General features: G+C 77.7%; 18 protein-coding genes. 11 read left to right on the forward strand and 7 right to left on the reverse strand.

Going from position 1 to position 19,327, the window contains the following annotated elements; all coding sequences use genetic code 11:
* Positions 1-22: 22 nt before the first annotated feature.
* Both hrpB and Sya03_RS11165 read right to left on the reverse strand, forming a co-directional pair.
* Positions 23-2,464 (reverse strand): ATP-dependent helicase HrpB, encoded by a 2,442-nt coding sequence (gene hrpB / locus Sya03_RS11160; RefSeq protein ID WP_203938308.1) that lies wholly within the window; start codon positions 2,462-2,464, stop codon positions 23-25.
* Between the two features lie 7 nt (positions 2,465-2,471).
* The gene (locus Sya03_RS11165; RefSeq protein WP_203938309.1) at positions 2,472-3,857 is read right to left on the reverse strand and encodes an MFS transporter; all 1,386 of its coding nucleotides are present in this window, start codon (positions 3,855-3,857) and stop codon (positions 2,472-2,474) included.
* Between the two features lie 195 nt (positions 3,858-4,052).
* On the opposite strand from Sya03_RS11165, the gene Sya03_RS11170 reads away from it, so the two are divergent.
* Together Sya03_RS11170 and Sya03_RS11175 are read left to right on the forward strand one after the other, a co-directional pair.
* Positions 4,053-4,322 carry a hypothetical protein gene (locus Sya03_RS11170; RefSeq protein WP_203938164.1) on the forward strand — a complete coding sequence of 90 codons (270 nt, stop codon included), beginning with the start codon at positions 4,053-4,055 and terminating at the stop codon, positions 4,320-4,322.
* Between the two features lie 44 nt (positions 4,323-4,366).
* The gene (locus tag Sya03_RS11175) at positions 4,367-5,752 is read left to right on the forward strand and encodes an ATP-binding protein (RefSeq protein WP_203938165.1); all 1,386 of its coding nucleotides are present in this window, start codon (positions 4,367-4,369) and stop codon (positions 5,750-5,752) included.
* Here the strand turns inward: Sya03_RS11175 and Sya03_RS11180 are convergent.
* A complete protein-coding gene (locus Sya03_RS11180; protein ID WP_203938166.1) occupies positions 5,742-6,533 on the reverse strand; it encodes an MBL fold metallo-hydrolase in 792 nt (263 codons plus the stop codon). The two genes, Sya03_RS11175 and Sya03_RS11180, sit on opposite strands and share 11 nt — an antisense overlap.
* Positions 6,534-6,614: 81 nt before the next feature.
* On the opposite strand from Sya03_RS11180, the gene Sya03_RS11185 reads away from it, so the two are divergent.
* Positions 6,615-7,277 (forward strand): DUF998 domain-containing protein, encoded by a 663-nt coding sequence (locus tag Sya03_RS11185; protein ID WP_203938167.1) that lies wholly within the window; start codon positions 6,615-6,617, stop codon positions 7,275-7,277.
* A gap of 10 nt (positions 7,278-7,287) precedes the next feature.
* Complete coding sequence (locus Sya03_RS11190) at positions 7,288-8,637, forward strand: FAD-binding oxidoreductase (RefSeq protein WP_203938168.1); 1,350 nt, start codon at positions 7,288-7,290, stop codon at positions 8,635-8,637.
* Positions 8,638-8,667: 30 nt separating this feature from the next.
* On the opposite strand, the gene Sya03_RS30955 is transcribed toward Sya03_RS11190, so the two are convergent.
* Complete coding sequence (locus Sya03_RS30955) at positions 8,668-9,447, reverse strand: hypothetical protein (protein ID WP_239107341.1); 780 nt, start codon at positions 9,445-9,447, stop codon at positions 8,668-8,670.
* A 38-nt stretch (positions 9,448-9,485) separates the two neighbouring features.
* Between Sya03_RS30955 and Sya03_RS11200 the strand changes: the two genes are divergently transcribed.
* Together Sya03_RS11200 and Sya03_RS11205 are read left to right on the forward strand one after the other, a co-directional pair.
* The gene (locus Sya03_RS11200) at positions 9,486-9,638 is read left to right on the forward strand and encodes a hypothetical protein (RefSeq protein ID WP_203938169.1); all 153 of its coding nucleotides are present in this window, start codon (positions 9,486-9,488) and stop codon (positions 9,636-9,638) included.
* Positions 9,639-9,661: 23 nt separating this feature from the next.
* Entirely contained in the window at positions 9,662-10,525 is an 864-nt protein-coding gene (locus Sya03_RS11205) for a PfkB family carbohydrate kinase (RefSeq protein ID WP_203938170.1), read from the forward strand.
* Between the two features lie 7 nt (positions 10,526-10,532).
* Here Sya03_RS11205 and Sya03_RS11210 read toward each other — a convergent pair whose 3' ends face one another.
* Positions 10,533-11,648 (reverse strand): carboxylate-amine ligase, encoded by a 1,116-nt coding sequence (locus Sya03_RS11210; RefSeq protein ID WP_203938171.1) that lies wholly within the window; start codon positions 11,646-11,648, stop codon positions 10,533-10,535.
* 49 nt (positions 11,649-11,697) lie between these two features.
* Here Sya03_RS11210 and Sya03_RS11215 point away from each other — a divergent pair, with 49 nt between their 5' ends.
* The 3 genes from Sya03_RS11215 (at position 11,698) to Sya03_RS11225 (ending at position 14,189) form a co-directional block, all read left to right on the forward strand.
* A complete protein-coding gene (locus Sya03_RS11215; protein WP_203938172.1) occupies positions 11,698-13,152 on the forward strand; it encodes a GGDEF domain-containing protein in 1,455 nt (484 codons plus the stop codon).
* A gap of 94 nt (positions 13,153-13,246) precedes the next feature.
* The gene (locus Sya03_RS11220; protein WP_203938173.1) at positions 13,247-13,447 is read left to right on the forward strand and encodes a hypothetical protein; all 201 of its coding nucleotides are present in this window, start codon (positions 13,247-13,249) and stop codon (positions 13,445-13,447) included.
* A gap of 88 nt (positions 13,448-13,535) precedes the next feature.
* Positions 13,536-14,189 carry a DUF998 domain-containing protein gene (locus tag Sya03_RS11225; protein ID WP_203938174.1) on the forward strand — a complete coding sequence of 218 codons (654 nt, stop codon included), beginning with the start codon at positions 13,536-13,538 and terminating at the stop codon, positions 14,187-14,189.
* A gap of 6 nt (positions 14,190-14,195) precedes the next feature.
* Here the strand turns inward: Sya03_RS11225 and Sya03_RS11230 are convergent, their stop codons facing one another.
* Positions 14,196-15,854, reverse strand: coding sequence for an FAD-binding dehydrogenase (locus Sya03_RS11230; RefSeq protein WP_203938175.1), 1,659 nt, complete (start codon positions 15,852-15,854; stop codon positions 14,196-14,198).
* Positions 15,855-15,940: 86 nt separating this feature from the next.
* On the opposite strand from Sya03_RS11230, the gene Sya03_RS11235 reads away from it, so the two are divergent.
* Positions 15,941-17,062: a PucR-like N-terminal domain-containing protein gene (locus Sya03_RS11235; protein WP_203938176.1), complete on the forward strand. Its 1,122-nt coding sequence runs from the start codon at positions 15,941-15,943 to the stop codon at positions 17,060-17,062.
* Here Sya03_RS11235 and Sya03_RS11240 read toward each other — a convergent pair.
* Positions 17,052-17,462 (reverse strand): MarR family winged helix-turn-helix transcriptional regulator, encoded by a 411-nt coding sequence (locus tag Sya03_RS11240; RefSeq protein WP_203938177.1) that lies wholly within the window; start codon positions 17,460-17,462, stop codon positions 17,052-17,054. The genes Sya03_RS11235 and Sya03_RS11240 overlap by 11 nt on opposite strands.
* A gap of 151 nt (positions 17,463-17,613) precedes the next feature.
* Here Sya03_RS11240 and Sya03_RS11245 point away from each other — a divergent pair, with 151 nt between their 5' ends.
* The gene (locus Sya03_RS11245; protein WP_239107393.1) at positions 17,614-19,326 is read left to right on the forward strand and encodes an ABC transporter ATP-binding protein; all 1,713 of its coding nucleotides are present in this window, start codon (positions 17,614-17,616) and stop codon (positions 19,324-19,326) included.
* Position 19,327: the final 1 nt, after the last annotated feature.

The following is a 19,327-nucleotide window of genomic DNA, read 5'->3' on the forward strand; positions in this document are numbered from 1 at the left end:
GCGCCTCCCCCTCGTCGGGTGGTCACTGCCGGGCGCGGCGGGCGGTGTGCCGCGTCGGCGCCGCGGTGGACGGATCTTCCGGCCACGGGTGGCGAGGATAGCGGCCCCGGAGCTCCGCGCGGACCTGCGCGTAACCCGTTGCCCAGAACGAGGCCAGATCGCGGGTGACGGCGACGGGCCGCCCGGCGGGCGACAGCAGGTGCAGCAGCACCGGCACCCGGCCGTCGGCGAGCCGCGGGGCGTCGCGCCAGCCGAACGCCTCCTGCACCTTCACGGCCAGCACGGGGGCGGCGGGGTCGGTGTAGTCGACGCGCACGTGCGACCCGCTGGGCACGGTGAGCCGTTCGGGCGCGACCGCGTCGAGCCGGGCCGCCTCCCGCCAGGACAGCAGCCCGCGCAGCGCCCCGGCGACATCAATCTTGGCCAGGTCGGCGCGGCGGCGGGCCCGGCCGAGGTCGGGCCAGTCCGCGGCGAGCAGCGCCGCGTCGTCGACGGCGGGCCAGGGCGGGCCGAGCGCGGCGTGGCAGAACGCGAGCCGGGCGCGCAGCTCGGTGGCCGCGCGCCGCCAGTCCAGCAGGGCGAGGCCCTCGCGGCGCAGCCCCTCGCGCAGCGCGGCACGCACGGCGTCCGGGTCGGGGTCGGTGAGCCGCCGCTCGGCCAGCACGATGGCGCCGAGCCGCTCGACCCGGCGGGCCACGACGTCGCCGCCGGCCCAGCCGACCTCGGTCTCGTCGGCGAGCAGGGCGGCGGCGGCGCGCCGGGCCGCCGGCTCGTCGAGCGGGGCGGCGGCGCGGATCCGCGCGGACGCCGCGCCGGGCGCCCGGTCGGCGTCGGCGACGGCCAGCCAGCCGGCGGCGGCGAGGCCGCTGCCGGGCGCCAGGTCCGCGGCGGTGCCGCCCGCCATGAGGTACGCCCGCCCGCCCGGCTCCCGGGCCCGGGCCACCCGCTCCGGGTACGCCAGGGCGACGACCAGCCCGGCCGCCAGGTCGTCGGGCAGGCCGCCGGGGTCGGGCGCGTCACCGGCGGCGCGCTGCAGCCGGCGGGCCTCGGCGCGCCACGCCGGGTCGCCGCGGGCCGCCCGCCACGCGGCGGCCAGGTCGTCGCCGGACCCGCGCCGCTCGTCGAGCAGGGCGACGATCTCGGCGGCCCGCCGGGCGCCCACGGCCGCGGCCCCGTCGAGCAGGGCGCGGGCGAGCCGCGGGTGGGTGCCGGCGCCGGCGAGGGCGCGCCCGCGGGCGGTGACGCGCCCGTCGGGGCCGACCGCGCCCAGCGCCCGCAGCGTCGCGGCGGCCGCCTGCAGCGCCCCGGCGGGCGGCGGGTCGGGCAGGGCCAGCCCGGCGCCGTCGGGGTGGCCCCACAGCGCCAGGTCGAGCGCGAACCCGGTGAGGTCGGCGGCGGCGATCTCCGCCTCCGGCTGGGCGGGCAGCCGGTCGTGCTGCGCCTGCGACCAGCACCGGTACGCCCGCCCGGGCGCCTCCCGCCCGGCCCGGCCGGCCCGCTGGTGGGCGGCGGCCCGGGACACCGGCACGGTGACCAGCGCGCCGAGGCCGCGGGCGTGGTCGGTGCGCGGCACCCGGCTCAGCCCGGCGTCCACGACGGCCCGCACGCCCGGCACGGTGAGGCTGCTCTCGGCGACGGCGGTGGCCAGCACGACCCGGCGGCCGCCGCCCGGGCGCAGCGCGGCGTCCTGGTCGGCGCCGGACAGCCGGCCGTGCAGGGCGACCGTGGGCACCCCGGACAGCCGCCGGGCCACGTCGCCGATCTCGCGGGCGCCCGGCAGGAACGCCAGCACGTCGCCGTCGCCCTCGGCCAGCGCCCGGCGCACGGTGGCGGCGACGTGGTCGAGCAGCCGGGGGTCGACGCGCAGCCCGTGCGGCGGGGTGACCGGGCCGGCCGGCGGGCACCACCGCACGTCGACGGGGTGCAGCACGCTCGCCGCCTCGACGACCGGGCCGCCGAGCACCTCGGCCAGGCGCTGCGCCTCGGCGGTGGCGGACGTGGCGAGCACCCGCAAGTCGTCGCGCAGGGCGGCGCGCACGTCCACCAGGAACGCCAGCGCCAGGTCGGAGTCGAGGTGCCGCTCGTGGCACTCGTCCAGGATCACGGTGGCGGTGCCGGCCAGCTCGGGGTCGCGGTGCAGCCGGCGCACGAGCACGCCGGTGGTGACGACCTCGACCACGGTGTCCGGGCCGGTGCGCCGCTCGCCGCGCACCGTGTAGCCGACGCGGCCGCCGACCTGCTCGCCGAGCAGCGCCGCCATCCGGCGCGCGGCGGCCCGGGCGGCGACCCGGCGCGGCTCGGCCACCACGACCTTGCCGCGGGCGTCGGCCAGCGCCAGCGGCACCACCGTGGTCTTGCCGGTGCCGGGCGGCGCGACCAGCACGGCCGCACCGGCGCCGGCCAGCGCGTCGCGCACCGCCGGCAGCGCCGCCACGATCGGCAGGTCGGGCAGCTCGGCGATCAGCACCGGATCAGTGTGGCGTACCGGCGCCGACGGGTTCGCCCGCGGCACGATCCTGCGCGCGCCGGTCGGCCCGGATGTCCGCCACCGCCGCCGCCAGCGCCACCGCGACGAAGCCGACGGTGACCAGCAGCGCCGGGCGCACCGCCGCGGACCAGTCGCCGCCGCTCGCCGCCAGCCGGTTGAAGAAGACCGCGCCGACGCCGGCGATGCCGACCGCGGTGCCGATGCGCTGACCGGTCTGCAGGACGCCGCCCGCGCTGCCGGCCCGCTCCACCGGGACCTCGGCCAGCGTCAGGGTCACGTTGGGGCTGATCACCAGGCCGCTGCCGAGCCCGGCCACGAGCAGCGGCAGCGCCATCGCCCAGCCCGCCCCGCGCCCCGGCGCCAGGTGCAGCGCCAGCACGGTGCCGGCCAGCCCGGCCAGCACGGTCGCGAGCCCGGCGGCCACCAGGCGGCGGCCGTGGGCGTTGACGAGCCGGCCGCCGGCCGCCGACGCCACGGCCGAGCCGGCCGCGAACGGGGTGACGGCCAGGCCCGCCAGCAGCGCGCTGTAGCCGAGGCCGGTCTGCAGGTAGATGGTCAGCACGAAGAAGATCGCGGTGAACCCGGCGAAGTAGCACAGCGCCAGCAGCGAGCCGAGCGCGTACGAGCGGCGGCGGAACAGCGCCAGGTCGACCAGCGGGGCGCGGGTGCGGCCGTACCGGCGTTCCCACGCCGCGAAGACGGCGAACACGGCCAGCCCGGCGGGCACGAGCAGCCACTTCGCCGGCGACGTCCACTGCCGCTCCTGCACCAGCGGCAGCAGGAGCAGCAGCACAGCGGCGCCGAGCAGCGCGACGCCGACGGGGTCGAGCGGCTCGCGGCGGCGGGCGGGTTCCCCGGCGGGGATCCACCGCCACCCGAGCACGATGGCGGCGACGCCGATCGGCAGGTTGATGAAGAACACCCAGCGCCAGCCGGCCTCGGCGCCGAACCCGGCGATGAGCGCGCCGCCGAGCAGCGGACCGACCGCCGTGGACACCCCGATGACCGCGCCCAGCAGCCCGAACGGCCGGCCCCGCTCCTCCGGCCGGTACAGCTGCTGGATCAGCCCGGACACCTGCGGGTTGATGATGCCGGCGCCCGCGCCCTGCAGCAGCCGCGCCGCGATCAGCCAGCCCGGGCCCGGCGCCAAGCCGGCCAGGGCACTCGCGCCGGTGAACAGGGCCAGCCCGGCGACGAACATGCCGCGCCGGCCGCGGGCGTCGCCGAGCCGCCCGGCGGGCACCAGCAGCAGCCCGAACGCGAGCGCGTACCCGCTGACCACCCACTGCAGACCGGCCTCGTCCAGGCCCAGCCCGCCCTCGATCGACGGCAGGGCGACGTTGACGATGCTGACGTCGAGCAGGGACATGAACGCGGTCACCAGCCCGACGGCGAGGACCTTGCGGCGGGCTGTCGGCGTCACCGCCGCCGGGTTCCCCGCCGGTCACCCGGCAAACCGCTGCGGTGGCCGCGGTCACCCGGCCTCCCGGCGCGGCACCTCTACGGCACGTACGCCGGCAGCAAGGCCGCGTTCGAGTCCGCCGGCGACGCACCGCGCCGGGCGGTGTCCACTCAGGGCGTCCAGGTGGTGATCGTGCAGTCCGGCGGCGCGGAGCACACCGGCCTGTACGGCGAGCTGATCTCCTCGACGGTGCGGTTCCCGTCCGCGTTCCTGCGACGCGCGATCACCGCCGAGAAGGCGGCGGCGACGATCGCGCGGATCACCACCACCCGGCGGCCCCGGGCCCGGTACAGCCTCGGCCCGGACGCGGCGCTCACCCTGCCGCTCGATCGCCTCCTGCCGACCCGGCTGATGGATCGCGTCCTCTCGTGACGGCTGCGGTGGCCGCGGTCACGGCGCGCTGGCATGCTCGGGGTATGGGCGACGTCATCGAGCACGCGGGCTGCCGGGTCACGTTGCCCGACAGCCCCACCGCGGGCCGGCAGCTGCTGACCGGGCAGCTGCCCGAGTCCGTCCGGGAGGTGCTGCTGACCCGCGCCGACGCCACCCGCGACGGCCTGCCCGTGGTGCGGCTGGAGGCGCGGATCGCCACCGAGCGGCCGCGCGGCGGCGCGCTGGGCCGCGACCCGCTCGGCGTGCTGCTGGAGCGGCGGCTCGCCGCGGGCGACGCCTGGGCGGCACGCATCGTGGGCGGGCTCGACCAGGCGACGGAGGCGTACCGCCGGTTCGTGCCGCCCACCCCGGAGCCGGCGCCGACGGTCGGCGTGCGGGCCGACGCGGTCAGCGGCCTGCAGGTCGCGATCGACCACCTGCCGGGGCTGACGACGGTGCGCGCGGTCGCGCCCGAGTCGCCCGAGCCGGTGCCCGCGATGCTGTGCCTGGTGCTCGACGTGCTGGCCGAGCTGGCGGGGCCGCTGGACGGCCGCGAGTTCGCCCTCGAACCGGAGGGCGCCGTGCCCCGGCCCGCGCCGCCGCCGGCAACGCCGTCGTCCGAGCGGGTGACCCTCGACCAGGTGGGCGGCCTGGACGCGATCGTGGCGCAGTTCCGGCAGATCGCGGTGTCGTTCCGGCACCCCGACGTGATGGCCCGCTGGGGCGCGCGCCGCCCGCAGGGCATCCTCATGTACGGCCCGCCCGGCACCGGCAAGACCATGCTGGCGCGGGCGCTGGCCAACGAGATCGGCGCCGAGTTCCGTGAGGTGCGCACCCCGGAGATCCTCGACAAGTGGCTGGGTGCGTCCGAGCGCAACATCAAGCGGATCTTCCGCGAGGCGCGCCGGTACCGGAACCCCACGGTGCTGCTGTTCGACGAGTTCGACAGCATCATCAGCTACGCGGGGCAGGGCGGCGACGCGGCGAGCCAGGCGTTCAACGCGGTCGCGGGCATCTTCAAGCAGGAGATGAACGACCTGTTCGAGGACAACCCGACGATCATCGTGGTGGCCACGACGAACTTCCCGCAGCGGGTGGACGACTCCCTGATCCGCTCCGGCCGGTTCGACGTGAAGCTGTCGGTGCCGCTGCCCGACGAGGGCGGCCGCACGGAGATCCTCCGCAAGATGGTCGGCGAGCTGGCCGCCCGGCACGAGCGCGACGGCTTCCGGATGTTCGCCCCGGACCTCGACCTGGCCGAGCTGGGCCGCGCGTCGCACGGCATGACCGGCGCGGACCTGCGCGAGGTGCTGCGCCGGGCGCAGCTGGCCAAGGCGATGCACGAGGCCCGCACCGGCGACCCGGCCCCGCCCATCACGGTGGCGGACCTGCTGGCCGAGCTGGACGCCCTGCGCGGCGTCAGGGCCTGACGGCCAGCGTCATCGTGTCGCCGCGGGCGATCGGCGTCACGTTCGGCACGCGAAGTCCCGTGGCGGCGGTGAGGAAGTCCGGCAGCCGCATCTTCTGCACCGCGTAGTCGTCGATGTGGATGGGCACGGTCAGCGCGGGCCGGACCAGCCGGGCCAGCTCGGCGCCCTGCCGGCCGTCCATCGTGAGCATCAGCCCGAGCAGCCGGGTGTTGCCCAGGTGCACGAGCATGACGTCGATCGGCCCGCACCGGCGCGGCACCTCGGCCAGCCACGGCCGGCAGAGGGTGTCGCCGGTGATGTAGATCCGCAGCTTGACGTCGTCGTCGGCGGCCAGCTCCACGACGGAGCCCATGACGTCGGGCAGCAGCCGGTCGACGACGCCGGGCCCGTGCCGGCCGGGCACGGAGGTGACCCGCAGCGTCTGCCGCCCGCGCGTCCAGGTGTGCGACTCCCAGGTGGCGAGCCCCTGCGCGGCGGTGAACCGCTTGCGGCGCAGCTTGCGCTCGGCCTGGCGGGTGGTGACGATCGGCAGCTCCCCCGGCAGCCGCAGCCGGGCCTCGCGGTCGAAGTGGTCGCCGTGCAGGTGCGACAGCAGCACGGCGTCCAGTTCGGGCACCGGCACGGCGGCCAGCGCCGGGTCCTTGACCCGCCGGGTCCACGCGCCGTAGCCGAGGTACACGCGGCTGCCGGCGGGCCCGAAGGCCGGGTCGGTGAGCAGCGTGAAGTCGCCGAGGCGCAGCACGGTGGTGGCGTTGCCGATGAAGGTCACGGAGGCGTCCACCCGGTCGCCGTACCCCGGTCCCGTGCCGTCATGCGTGGCGTCCCAGCCGGCGTCCAGAAACCGCTGGCAGGCTGGTCGGCGATGAGTCCACGAATCCTCGCCGGCCTCGGCGCCGCCTGCGTGGCGGCGTCGCTCGCCCTGTTCGCCTGGCTGCACGTCACCCCGCCGTCGGCGGGCCTGAGCTGGTCGCGGCGCACGATCAGCCAGTACGCCCTGCTCGACAACGGCTGGGCGTTCGACGCGGCGACGCTGCTGCTGGCGGCCGGCTCGGCGGCGGTGCTGGCGGCCCTGGTGCGGGCGCGGCTGCTGCGGGCCGGCTCGGGCGCGGCGGTGGCGCTGGCGCTGTGGGTCGCCGGGCTGGTGGGCGTCGTGTGGTTCGAGAAGCACAACTGGGCGGTCGGGCCGTCGATGAGCGGCGACATCCACCGGGTGGCGAGCCTGGTGGCGTTCCTGAGCCTGCCCGCGGCGGCGCTGCTGGCGGCGGCGCCGTGGCTGCGCGACCGGCGGTGGCGCGGCCCGGCCCGGGCGGTGACGCTGGGCGGCGTGGTGTCGCTGCTGTGCTTCACGCCGCTGCTGTGGGCGCTGGTCACCCAGCCGGTGACGGGCGTGGCGTGGTGGCGGGCGATCCCGCTGGGCGGCGTCGAACGGGTCCTCGGCCTGGCCGAGGTGGTCACCGTGCTGCTGCTGGCGTGGTGGGCCGCCCGGGCCCGCGCGGACCACCGCGCCCCGGCCACCGTCGCGTAGCGTTCCGCGCATGGACATCGGGTGGCTGTCCGGCGCGGGCGTCGCGTGGAGCACCGACCCGGCCGTGCGCGAGGCGCACCGCGCGGACCGCTCCGGCTGGCCGCCGGACGGCCGGCCCGCGGCCGTGGTGTTCCCGCAGGACGCCGCCGAGGTGCAGCGGGTGCTGCGGCTCGCGGACGCGCACCGCACGCCGGTGGTGCCGCGCGGCGCGGGCACCGGGCTGTCCGGCGCCGCCGCGGCCGGGGCGGGCGCGGTGGTGCTCGACCTGACCCGGATGAACCGGATCGTGTCGGTGAGCCCGGTCGACGCGGTCGCGGTCGCCGAGCCGGGCGTGCTGACCGCCGACCTGGACGCGGCCGCCGGGGCGCACGGCCTGCGCTACGCGCCCGACCCCGCCAGCGTCGCCATCAGCACGATCGGCGGCAACATCGCCACCAACGCGGGCGGGCTGCGCTGCGCGAAGTACGGCGTCACCCGCGACTCGGTGCTCGGCCTCGACGTGGTGCTGGCCGACGGCCGCCTGATCAGCACCGGCCGGGCCACCCTCAAGGGCGTCGCCGGCTACGACCTGACCGGCCTGTTCGTCGGCTCGGAGGGCACGCTCGGCGTGGTCGTGCGGGCCACGCTCCGGCTGCGGCCGATCCCGCTCGCCACGGCCACCACGGCCGCGTTCTTCGCCGACGTCGAGACGGCCGCCGCGGCGGTCGCCGAGCTGAGCACGTCGCGGGTACAGCCGGCCGTCGCCGAGCTGATGGACGAGGCGAACCTGCGCGCCGTCGACGCGGCGCAGGGCAGCGACCTGGCGGCGCGCGGCTCGGCGCTGCTCATCGTCCAGACCGACGGCGCCGGCGCCGAGGCGGAGGCGGCCGTCGTGACGGCGGTGCTGGCCCGCACCGCCACCTCGGTGCGCACCACCACCGACCCGGCCGAGGCGGCGGAGCTGCTGGCCGCGCGCCGGCTGTCGCTGCCGTCGATCGAGCGGATCGGCCGGCCCCTCATCGAGGACATCGCGGTCCCCCGCGCCCGGCTGGCGGAGGCGTTCCGCGGCATCGCCGCCATCTCGGCGCGGCACGGCGTGCCGGTGTTCACGGTGGCCCACGCCGGCGACGGCAACCTGCACCCGGTGCTCGTCGTCGACCCGGCGCTGCCCGAGGTGCCGGCGGCGGCGTGGCGGGCCGCCGACGAGATCTTCGAGCTGGCGCTGCGGCTGGGCGGCACGCTCACCGGCGAGCACGGCGTCGGCACGCTGAAGCGGCGGTGGCTGACCCGCGAGCTGGGCGCGGACAACCACGAGCTGCAGCGCGGCATCAAGGCGCTGTTCGACCCGCACGGCATCCTCAACCCGGGCAAGGCGATCTGACCCCGACGCTCGGCACCGCCCGGAACGGCCTCAGGACGCGGGACGCCAGCCGAGAGCCGGGCCGAGCCGGGTGGCCATGTCGGTGAGAATCTGCACGTAGTCGTCGTGGTCGAAGGTGAACGGCAGCGCGAACGCCACCTCGTCGACCTCGCGGAACGCGGCGTGGGCGTGCAGCCGCTCCGCCAGTTCGGCGGACGTGCCGACGAGGTCGGGCGAGAACAGCAGCCGCCCCGGGCCCTGCGGCGCGGCGGTGCGCGGCAGGCGCTCGGCGGCGTACGCGGCGTACCGGGCGCGCTGCGCCGCCGTCGCGCTGTCGGTGGGGATGACGACGAGGCCCTGCGAGACGCGGGCCCGCTCGCCGTCGGGATGCGCGGCGCGGAAGGCGCGGATGTGCGCGAGCTGGATCTCGGCGAAGCCGGCCTGCTCCGCGCGCTGCTCGACGGGGACACCGGCCACCCCGCCGGGGACGTGCCGCTGGCCTGGCCGGTGCTGCGCGACCTGTACGGCCTGACCGCCGCCGGGCCGCCCGCCACGCCGCCGCCCCCGCCGCCGCTTGACGGGCCGCACGAGCCGGACCCGCCGTTCGCCGCGGAGCGTCGGGAACGGCGGCGGCGCGAGCGGGCCGCGGAGGACGAGGCGGAGTACGCCGTGCTCGCCCGGCCGCTGCGTGGCGGCGCCGGCCCCGCCGGCCTGCCCCTGTCGGCCGTGCCGATCGTGCCGGTGGACAGCCTGCGCCGCGCGCTGCCGTGGTACGCCGGACCGGTCGCCGGTCTCCGACAGGTGCAGCTCGACGTCGCCGCAGGCCAGCACGGCGTAGCCGGACAGCGGCCGGGCGGTGAAGCCGAGCCGTGCACGTCGCCGACCCGGCGGCCCTGCACGCCCGGCTGCGCGCCGAGGACATGCCGGGCCTGCGCCGGCTGGAGGTCCGGCACGGCATCGCGGTCTTCTCGCTGATCGACCCGGACGGCAACACGCTCGTGGTGCGGTGCCCGGCGGGCTGAGCCGGGCGGGTCAGACTGGGGGCGTGGAGCGTGTCGTGTGCGTCGGCCTGGCGACGGTGGACCTGGTGTACCGGGTCGACCGGCTGCCCGGCGTCGACGAGAAGGCCCAGGCCACCGCGTTCGACGTGGCCGCGGGCGGGCCCGCCGCGAACGCCGCCGTGACCGCCGCCGCGCTCGGCGCGGACGTCACGCTGATCACCGCGATCGGCGCGCACCCGCTGGGCGCGCTGATCCGCGCGGATCTCGCCGCGTGCGGCGTCGAGGTGGCCGACGTCGCGCCGGACGCCACCGCGCCGCCGCCGGTCTCGGCCGTGACGGTCCTGGAGGGTACGGGCGAACGCACCATCGTCAGCCGCAACGCGGGCGACGTGGCGGCCGGCGTACCGGAGGGGCTGGACCGGGCCGTCGCGGCGGCCGGGGCGGTCCTGGTCGACGGGCACCACCCGGCGCTGGCCGTCGCGGCCGCGCAGGCCGCGCACCGGGCGGGCCGCCCGGTCGTGCTCGACGCCGGGCACTGGCGGCCGGTGTTCGCCGAGCTGCTGCCGCTGGCGGACGTGGCCGCCTGCTCGGCGGCGTTCCGGCACCCCGACGGCGCCGACCCGCTCGACCTGGGGTCGCGGCACGTCGTGGTCACCCGCGGCCCGCGCCCGGTGCTGTGGCGCTCCCGCGACGGCCGGGCCGGCGAGGTGGCCGTGCCGGTGGTCGCGGCGGCCGACACCGCCGGCGCGGGCGACGCCTTCCACGGCGCGCTGGCCGTCGCGGTCGCCCGGGACCCGGCGGTCGCCGACCTGCCGGCGGCGCTGCGCCGCGCGGTCGCCGTCGCCGCCGTCCGGGTGCAGCACGCCGGGCCGCGCGCGTGGCTGCGCCGGCTGCCCGGGGCCGGGTGACGGCGGGTCAGTCCGCCGTCGTGCGGGCCCGCTCGGCGAGCATCGCGCGCACGTCGCCGGTGCGGCGCAGGGCGGCCCGCTGCCGGGCGGCGCCGTCGCCGTCGCGGCGCAGCCGGTCCAGCCCCGCGCGCACGTCGTCCAGGTCGCCGGCGGCGGCCAGGGCGGGGCGCACGGCGTCGACGAACTCGTCGACCAGCTCCCACGCCGGGCGCGGCTTGCCGAGCCGCAGGTCGAGCAGGGCGTCGCCGAGGCCGTCGTGGGCGGCCCGCCAGTGGGCGGCCGCCAGCAGGTACGACGGCGGCCGGTGGGCGGGGACGCCGGCGCGCACGTCGGCGATCGCGGTGGCCACGGCCGCCCGGATCAGCGCGGCGGCGAGCACCGCGTCGTCCGCGGTGGCGCACACGTCGCCGACCCGGACCTCGATCGTGGGGTAGCGCGCCGACAGCCGGGCGTACCAGAAGATCATCCCGTCGTCGACGAGCATGCCGGACTCCAGCAGCGCGGCGACGGCCGCGTCGTGCTCGGCGGCGGAGGCGAAGTGCGGCGCGGGGCCCATGCCGGGCCAGCGCAGCAGCTGCATCGACCGCCAGCTGGCGTGGCCGGTGTCGGCGCCCCGGTACAGCGGCGAGTTGGCGGTCAGCGCCTGCACGACGGGCAGCCGGGCGCGCAGGTGGTTGACGACCTGCACGGCCAGCTCGCGGTCGGGCACGCCGACGTGCACGTGCATGCCGCACACCGCCGGGTCGTGCGCGACGGGCCCGTACCGCTGCCGGATGGTGTCGAAGCGCGCCCCGGGCGGCGCCCCCAGGTCGGGCTCGGCGACGGGGGTGGCGCCGACGGCGACGAGCCACGCCCCGGCCGTGCGGGCGGCGTCGCGGCCGGCGCGGCGCAGCCGGGTCAGCTCGGCGCGCAGCCCGGCCAGGCCGGTGCAGACGGGCGTGACCAGCTCGAGCATGCTGCGCCGGAACTCGACGCGGCTCTGGGCGCGCACGCCGGCGGGCAGCGCCGCGGTCACCTCGGCGGCCACCGGCAGGTTGCCGCCGTCCCGGGGGTCGAGCAGCAGGAACTCCTCCTCGACGCCGAGGGTCAGCGCGGCCGGATCGGGCGGGGTCACACCCAGCATGGTCGCACGCACCCCTCAACCCGGCCCGGCCCCGGCCGATTCACCGGACATGCCGCTTCCCCGCCCGCTGCGCTGGTACGCCGCCACGAGCCTCGCGCTCGTCGCGACGTACCTGGCGTGGCCGCAGGACTGGCGGATCGTGCCGTTCCTGCTGGTCACCGTGGGTGCCGTGCCGGCGGTGCTGGCCGCCACCCTCCGCACCCCGCGCGACGCCCCCCTGCTGTGGCGGACCCTGCTGGTCGCCCTGGTGTGCTTCAACGCCGGCAACCTCGTCTGGATCTACCACGTCTACGTGGCGGGCCGGGTCACCGGCGACGGCACCGCCGCCGACGGGCTGTTCGCGCTGGCCGGCGTGCTGCTGCTGGTCGCCGCCGTCGCCGTCGTGGTGCGCCGGGGCCGGCGCGACGTGGGCGGCATCATCGACGCGGCGGTCGTCGCGCTCGGCTTCGGCGGCGTGCTGTGGAGCACCGTGCTGCTGCCGCAGCTGGCCGAGGCGGGGGCGCCCATGACCCGCCAGCTGGCGCTGTTCGTGCACGTCTACGTGCTGCTGGCCACCCTCGGCGCGATGGCCCGCGTGGCGCTCGTCGCCGGGCGCACCGTCATCGCGCTGCACCTGTTCGTCGTCGCGCTGGCGTTCGCGGTGGGCGGGCACCTCGCGGTCACGTTCGCCACCGACCCGGTCACCGGAGTGCGCCCCGACTGGACGAACATGCTGTTCATGGCCAGCTACGCGGCGCTGGGCTGCGCGGCCCTGCACCCGTCCGCCCGGCTGATCACCCAGCCCGGCCCGGCCCCGGTCGACGACCTGTCCACCGGGCGGCTGGTCTTCCTGGGCGCCACGATCGCGCTCATCCCGCTCATCGGCGGCGGCCGGGTCGTGTTCGGGCTGCCCACCGACGGCGTCCTCATCGCCCTGGGCTCGGCCGCGGTCATCCCGCTGGTCATGATCCGCATCGCCCGCCTGTCCGGGCAGCGCCGCCGCGCCGAGCAGGCCCTGGTGCGCGCCGCCACCCACGACGCCCTGACCGGCCTGCCCAACCGCGCGGCCTGCCTGGACCGCCTCACCGCCGACCTCGCCGTGCCCGGCCCGGGGCAGCCCGCCGGCCTGGCCGTGCTGTTCTGCGACCTGGACGGGTTCAAGCCCGTCAACGACCGGCTGGGTCACGCCGCCGGCGACACGCTGCTCACCGCCGTCGCCGGGCGCCTGCGCGCGTGCACGCGGTCCGTCGACCTGGTCGCCCGGTTCGGCGGCGACGAGTTCGTCATCGTGCTGCACGACGCCGACCCGGTCACCGCGGCCGCCGTGCTGTGCGACCGGATCCGCGACGTGGTGCTGCGCCCGTACGCGGTGGACGGCGAGCAGGTGTGCGTCGGCCTGAGCGTGGGCGTGGCGTACGCCGGGCCGGACACCACCGCCGACGAGGTGATCGGCCGCGCCGACCTGGCCATGTACGCCGCCAAGCAGTCGAAGGCGATCGGCGCGCTGAGCCTCGCCACCGCCTGAACCCGAAAAGCGACCGGCCCACTCTCCTTCACTGCTCAACCGGCCCGCCGATGGGCAGGGGCGTCACAGGCACAACCGAGGAGAGGTGGCCCCCGTGCGCATCGGGACCTTCAACGCCGTCGCGGCGGCAGCACCGTTCAGCGTCCAGGCGGCCGGGCAGGCGCCCGACCCCGTGGCCCGCCAGGAGCAGGTCAACGCGACCGCCGACCTGCTGCAGGCGGTCCGCCACGTCGACATGCCGGGGGTGGCCTCGGCGAAGATCTCCCGCGACGGCGGGATCGACATCTTCCTCTGATCGCTCCGGCGTCCGATCCGGGCCGGCGTCTCCGACGTCCCTGCCGACGGCGCCCCACCGCGGGGCGCCCCGGCACACGGAGCGCCCCATGACGACGACCCGCAACCTGCTGCGGTGCGGCGTGGCCGCCGGCCCGCTGTTCCTCACCGCCACCCTCGCCCAGGCCGCCACCCGTGACGGGTACGACCTGGCGAAACACCCGGTCAGCCTGCTCGCCCTCGGCGCGCACGGCTGGCTGCAGGTCGCCACGTTCGTGGTGACCGGCCTGCTGTACACGGCCTGCGCCGTGGGGATGCGGCGCGCACTGCGCGGCGGCCCGGCCGGCCTCTGGGGACCGCTGCTCGTCGGCGCCCTGGGGGCCGGCCTGGTCGTCTCGGGCGTCTTCGTCACCGACGCGGGCGCCGGCTTCCCGGCGGGCGCCCCGGCCGGCGCGCCCGAGGTGTCGTGGCACGGCGCCCTGCACGGGCTCGGCGCGGCCGTCGCCTTCGGCGGCATGAGCGTCGGCTGCCTGGTGCTGGCCCGCCGCCTGTGGCCGGTGTGGTCGGTCGCCACGGCCGCCGCCGCGCTCACCCTGTCGTTCTGGCCGGACCCGGCCGGCGCGCCGCTGCGCCTGCTGGCCGCCTCGGCGGTGCTGTTCGCCTACGTCGCGACCGTCGCGCTGCGACTGCTGCGCGCCGGGAACCGCCCGCGCCCGGCCGGGCCCGCGCCGGTCGGGGCGGAGCGGGCGGCGACGGGGGGCTGAGCCGGGTCAGGCGGTGGCCTCGGCGGCGGCGCGGCCGGCGGTGCGGCCGGAGAACAGGCAGCCGCCGAGGAACGTGCCCTCCAGCGAGTTGTAGCCGTGCATGCCGCCGCCGCCGAACCCGGCGACCTCGCCCGCCGCGTACACGCCGGGCAGCGGGGTGCCGTCGGCGCGCAGGACCCGGCCGGACAGGTCGGTGTGCAGGCCGCCGAGGGTCTTGCGGGTGAGGATGTTGAGGCGCACGGCGATCAGCGGGCCGGCCTTCGGGTCGAGCAGCCGGTGCGGCGCGGCCACCCGCACCAGCCGGTCGCCGCGGTACGCGCGGGCGCCGCGCACGGCGGCGAGCTGGGCGTCCTTGCCGAACGGGTTGGCGACCTGGCGGTCCCGGTCCTCGATCACCCGGCGCACCGCGTCGGCGTCCAGGGCCGGGCCGCCCGCCTCGGCGGCGAGGGCGTTCATGCCGGCGACCAGTTCGTCCAGGGTGGGCGCGACGACGAAGTCGGCGCCGTGGCGTTTGAACGCCTCGACCGGCCCGGGGGCGCCGGGGGCGACGCGGCCGAGCACCTGGCGCACGCTGCGGCCGGTGAGGTCGGGGTTCTGCTCGGAGCCGCTGAGCGCGAACTCCTTCTCGATGATCTTCTGGGTGAGCACGAACCAGCTGTAGTCGTGCCCGGTCGCCATGAGGTGCTTCAGCGTGCCGAGGGTGTCGAAGCCGGGGAACAGCGGGGCGGGCAGGCGGCGGCCGGTGGCGTCGAGCCACAGCGACGACGGGCCGGGCAGGATGCGGATGCCGTGGTTGGGCCACACCGGGTCCCAGTTCTGCAGGCCCTCGGTGTAGTGCCACATCCGGTCGGGGTTGATGACCTGGCCGCCGGCGCGCTCGGTGATGGCCAGCATGCGCCCGTCGACGTGGGCGGGGACGCCCGCGACCATCCGGCGCGGCGGCGCGCCGAGGCGCTGGGGCCAGGCCTTGCGGACGAGGTCGTGGTCGCCGCCGATGCCGCCGGAGGTGACGACGACGGCTTGGGCGGCGTACTCGAAGGTCCCGGTCTCGGCCCGCGAGCTGGACCGCCCGCGCGGCACGTCGCTGGGTTCGAGCACGGCGCCGCGCACGCCGGTGACGACGCCGCCGGTGGTGACCAGGTCGTCGACGCGGTGCCGGAAGCCGAACCGGACGAGCCCGCGCGCGGCGGCGGCGCGGACCCGGCGCTCGAACGGCTCGACGACGCCGGGGCCGGTGCCCCAGGTGATGTGGAAGCGGGGCACGGAGTTGCCGTGGCCGTCGGCGGGGCCGCCGCCGCGCTCGGCCCACCCGACGACGGGGAACACCCGGTGGCCCATCCCCCGCAGCCAGGCGCGCTTCTCGCCGGCGGCGAAGTGCACGTACGCCTCGGCCCAGCGGCGCGGCCAGGCGTCCTCGGGGCGGTCGAACGCGGCGCTGCCCTGCCAGTCCTGCCAGGCCAGCTCGACGGAGTCGCGGATGCCCATGCGCCGCTGCTCGGGGGTGTCCACCAGGAACAGCCCGCCGAACGACCACCACGCCTGGCCGCCGAGGCTCTGCTCGGGTTCCTGGTCGAGCAGCAGCACCGTCCGGCCCGCGTCGGCCAGCTCGGCGGTGGCCACCAGGCCCGCGAGGCCGGCGCCGACGACGATCACATCCGCATCCATGACCATCAGATTAGGTACGATCATGCGCGTTCTCTCGTCCCGCGCGGCGGATCGCGCGCACCGATCTATCACCGGGGTGACAAAGCGTGGAGCCGCGGGTCGCCGAGCACCTGCGGGCGGTGGCCCCGGGGTTGCGCCGCCGGCTGCTGGCGACCGTGCGCGAGGCGATGCGCGCGCAGGGCCGCTCGCTGACCGGCGGGCAGGGCCGCGGGCTGACCCTGGGCGTGGAGACGGCGGTCGAGGCGTTCGTCGAGCAGGTCGCCGGCCCGGCCCGCGACCTGGACCCGACCCGGGCGGTGTTCCACCGGCTCGGCCGCACGGAGTACGCGGAGGGCCACCGGGTCGACGCGCTGCGCGCGGTGCTGACGGTCGGCGGCCGCGACGTCTGGGCGTACCTGGTGGAGCACCCGGGCCCGCTGTCGCCGGACGACCTGTACGCGCTGGCCGGGGCCCTGTTCGGCTTCATCGACACGCTCGCCGGCGCGGCGGCCGAGGGTTACCTGGACGAGCAGCGCGACGCCGCCCGGGACTGGGCGACGGTGCGCCGCCGACTGGTGACCCTGCTGGTGCAGCCGGACCCGCCGGGCGACCCCGCGCTGCAGGCGGCGGCGGACGCGGCGCGCTGGCCGCTGCCCGGCACGGTGGCGGTGCTGTCGGCGGAGGGCACGGACGCCGAGCACCTGGGCCGGGCCCTGGGCGGGGCCGCGGTCGCCACCGTCATCGGCGACGCGGTGCGCGCGGTGGTGCCGGACCCGCACCCGGCCGCGGTGGCCCGGGCGCTGGCCGGGCGGCGGGCGGCGGTGGGGCCGGCGGTGCCGCTGCGCCGGGCCCGGCTGTCGTACCGGCTGTCGGCCCGGGCGCTGGCGCTGCAGGCCGAGGGCGCGCTGCCCGGCGGCGTGCTGCACTGCGCCGACCACCTGCTGGACCTGCTGGCCGGGTGGGAGCCGGGGCTGGCCGGGCTGCTCGCCGACGCGGCGCTGGCCCCGCTGGCCGGGCTGCGGCCGGGGCCGCGCCGCACGCTGGAGCAGACGCTGCTGGCGTGGCTGCGCGCGGACGGCCAGGTGGTGCCGGCGGCCGAGGCGCTGGGCGCGCACCCGCAGACGGTCCGCTACCGGTTGCGGCGGCTGCGGGAGCTGTTCGGCGCGGCGCTGGACGACCCGGACGCCCGGCTGGCCCTGCACCTGGCGCTGCGCGGCCTCAACCGCTGAGCCTGCGCAGCATCCGGGCGAGTTCCGCCCGCTCATCGGGGTCGAGCGCGCCGAAGAACCGGTCCGCCTCGGCGCCGCGGGCCGCCCCGATGCGCTCGGCGAGCCGGGCGCCCTCCGCCGTGAGGGCCACCAGGGTGGCGCGCCGGTCGGCGGGGTCGGGCCGGCGCTCGGCGAGGCCGCGGCTCTGCAGGTCGTCGACGACCTCGGTGGCGGAGCGGGGGGCGATGCGCAGCCGCTCGGCCAGGGCGCCGGGGCGCAGCTCGCCCGCGTCGGCCAGCACCCACAGCGCCCGGGCCTGCCACGGCGTGACGCCGAGCGGGGTCAGCGCCTCGCGGGTGACGTGCCGCAGGCGGCGGGCCACGGCGCCGAACGCCTCGGCGAGACCGGCGTCGGGTTCCACCGGAATACCGTACCAAGAAGCGCTGTTGTAGCCTCATGATGAGGTTACCTCAGCAAAGGAGCGTCCCTTGGAATCCACCACCGACCGCGGGCGGGGCCCGCGCCCCACGACCTCCACCGTCACCGCCGCCGAGCGGGCGCAGGCCCGCGACGTGTCGCTGCGCCGCATCGGCCGGCTGTTCGCCCCCCACCGCGGCGCGCTCGCCGCCGTCACCGCGATCATCGTGCTGTCGTCCGCGCTCGGCATGGCGGCGCCGTTCCTGCTGCGCGAGGTCATCGACGTCGCACTGCCGGAGCGGGACCTGCGGCTGCTCGCCTGGCTGGTCGCCGGCATGGTCGCCGTCGCCGCGGTCACCGCCGCGCTCGGCGTCGCGCAGACCTGGATCGCCACCACCGTCGGGCAGCGGGTCATGCACCGGCTGCGCACCGACGTGTTCCGGCACCTGCAGCGCCAGTCGCTCGCCTTCTTCACCCGCACCCGCACCGGCGAGGTGCAGTCGCGCATCACCAACGACATCGGCGGCATGCAGTCCGTCGTCACCTCGACCGCGACGTCCGTCGCCGCGAACCTGACCACCGTCGTGGCGACCGCGGTGGCGATGGCCGCCCTGTCCTGGCAGCTGTCGCTCGTGTCGCTGGTGGTGCTGCCGCCCGCCGTGGTGCTGGCCCGCCGGGTCGCCCGGATGCGCCGCGCGATCACCGCCGAGCGCCAGCGCGAACTCGCCGACCTCAACGTCACCGTCGAGGAGAGCCTGTCGGTCAGCGGCGTGCAGCTCAGCAAGACGATGGGCGCGGGCGGCGCGCTCGTCGAGCGGTTCACCGCCTCGTCCGCCCGGCTCATCGACCTGGAGCTGCGCTCCGAGCTGGCCGGCCGGTGGCGGATGGCGTCCATGAGCATCCTGTTCGCCGCCATCCCGGCGGTCATCTACCTGAGCGCGGGCCTGCCGATGACCGCCGGCCGGCTCAGCATCGGCACGCTGGTCGCGTTCACCGCGCTGCAGGCGGGCCTGTTCCGGCCGCTGATGGGGCTGCTCAGCGTCGGCGTCTCGCTGACCGCCTCGCTGGCCCTGTTCGCCCGCATCTTCGAGTACCTGGACCTGCCGGTCGAGGTGCGCGAGCCCGAGCACCCGGTGCGGCTGGCCCGCCCGCGCGGGCACCTGCGGCTGGAGGGCGTCACGTTCACGTACCCGGGCTCGGCGGCCGCCGCCGTGGCGGGCGTCGACCTGGACGTGCCGGCCGGCACCAGCCTGGCGCTGGTCGGCGAGACCGGCTCCGGCAAGAGCACCGTCGCGGCGCTGATCGCCCGGCTGCACGACCCGACGGGCGGGCGGGTCACCGTCGACGGCGTCGACGTGCGCGACCTGTCGTTCGACGACCTCGCCGCCATCGTCGGCGTGGTCAGCCAGGAGACGTACCTGCTGCACACCACCGTGCGCGAGAACCTGCGCTTCGCCAGGCCGGACGCCACCGACGCCGAGCTGGAGCGCGCCGCCCGCGCCGCGCAGATCCACGACGTGATCGCCGCCCTGCCCGACGGCTACGACACCGTCGTCGGCTCCCGGGGGCACCGGTTCTCCGGCGGCGAGAAGCAGCGCCTCGCCATCGCCCGCACCCTGCTGCGCGACCCGCGCATCCTGGTGCTCGACGAGGCCACCAGCGCCCTGGACACCGAGACCGAGCGGGCGGTGCAGCGGGCCTTCGACACCCTCGCCGCGGGCCGCACCACCGTCACCATCGCCCACCGGCTGTCCACCGTGCGCGCCGCCGACCAGATCGCGGTGCTCGACCACGGCCGGGTCACCGAGCTGGGCTCGCACGAGGACCTGCTGGGCGCGGCCGGCCGCTACGCGGCGCTGGCCGCCTGAC

The organism is Spirilliplanes yamanashiensis (assembly GCF_016863475.1).
Lineage (GTDB): Bacteria > Actinomycetota > Actinomycetes > Mycobacteriales > Micromonosporaceae > Spirilliplanes > Spirilliplanes yamanashiensis.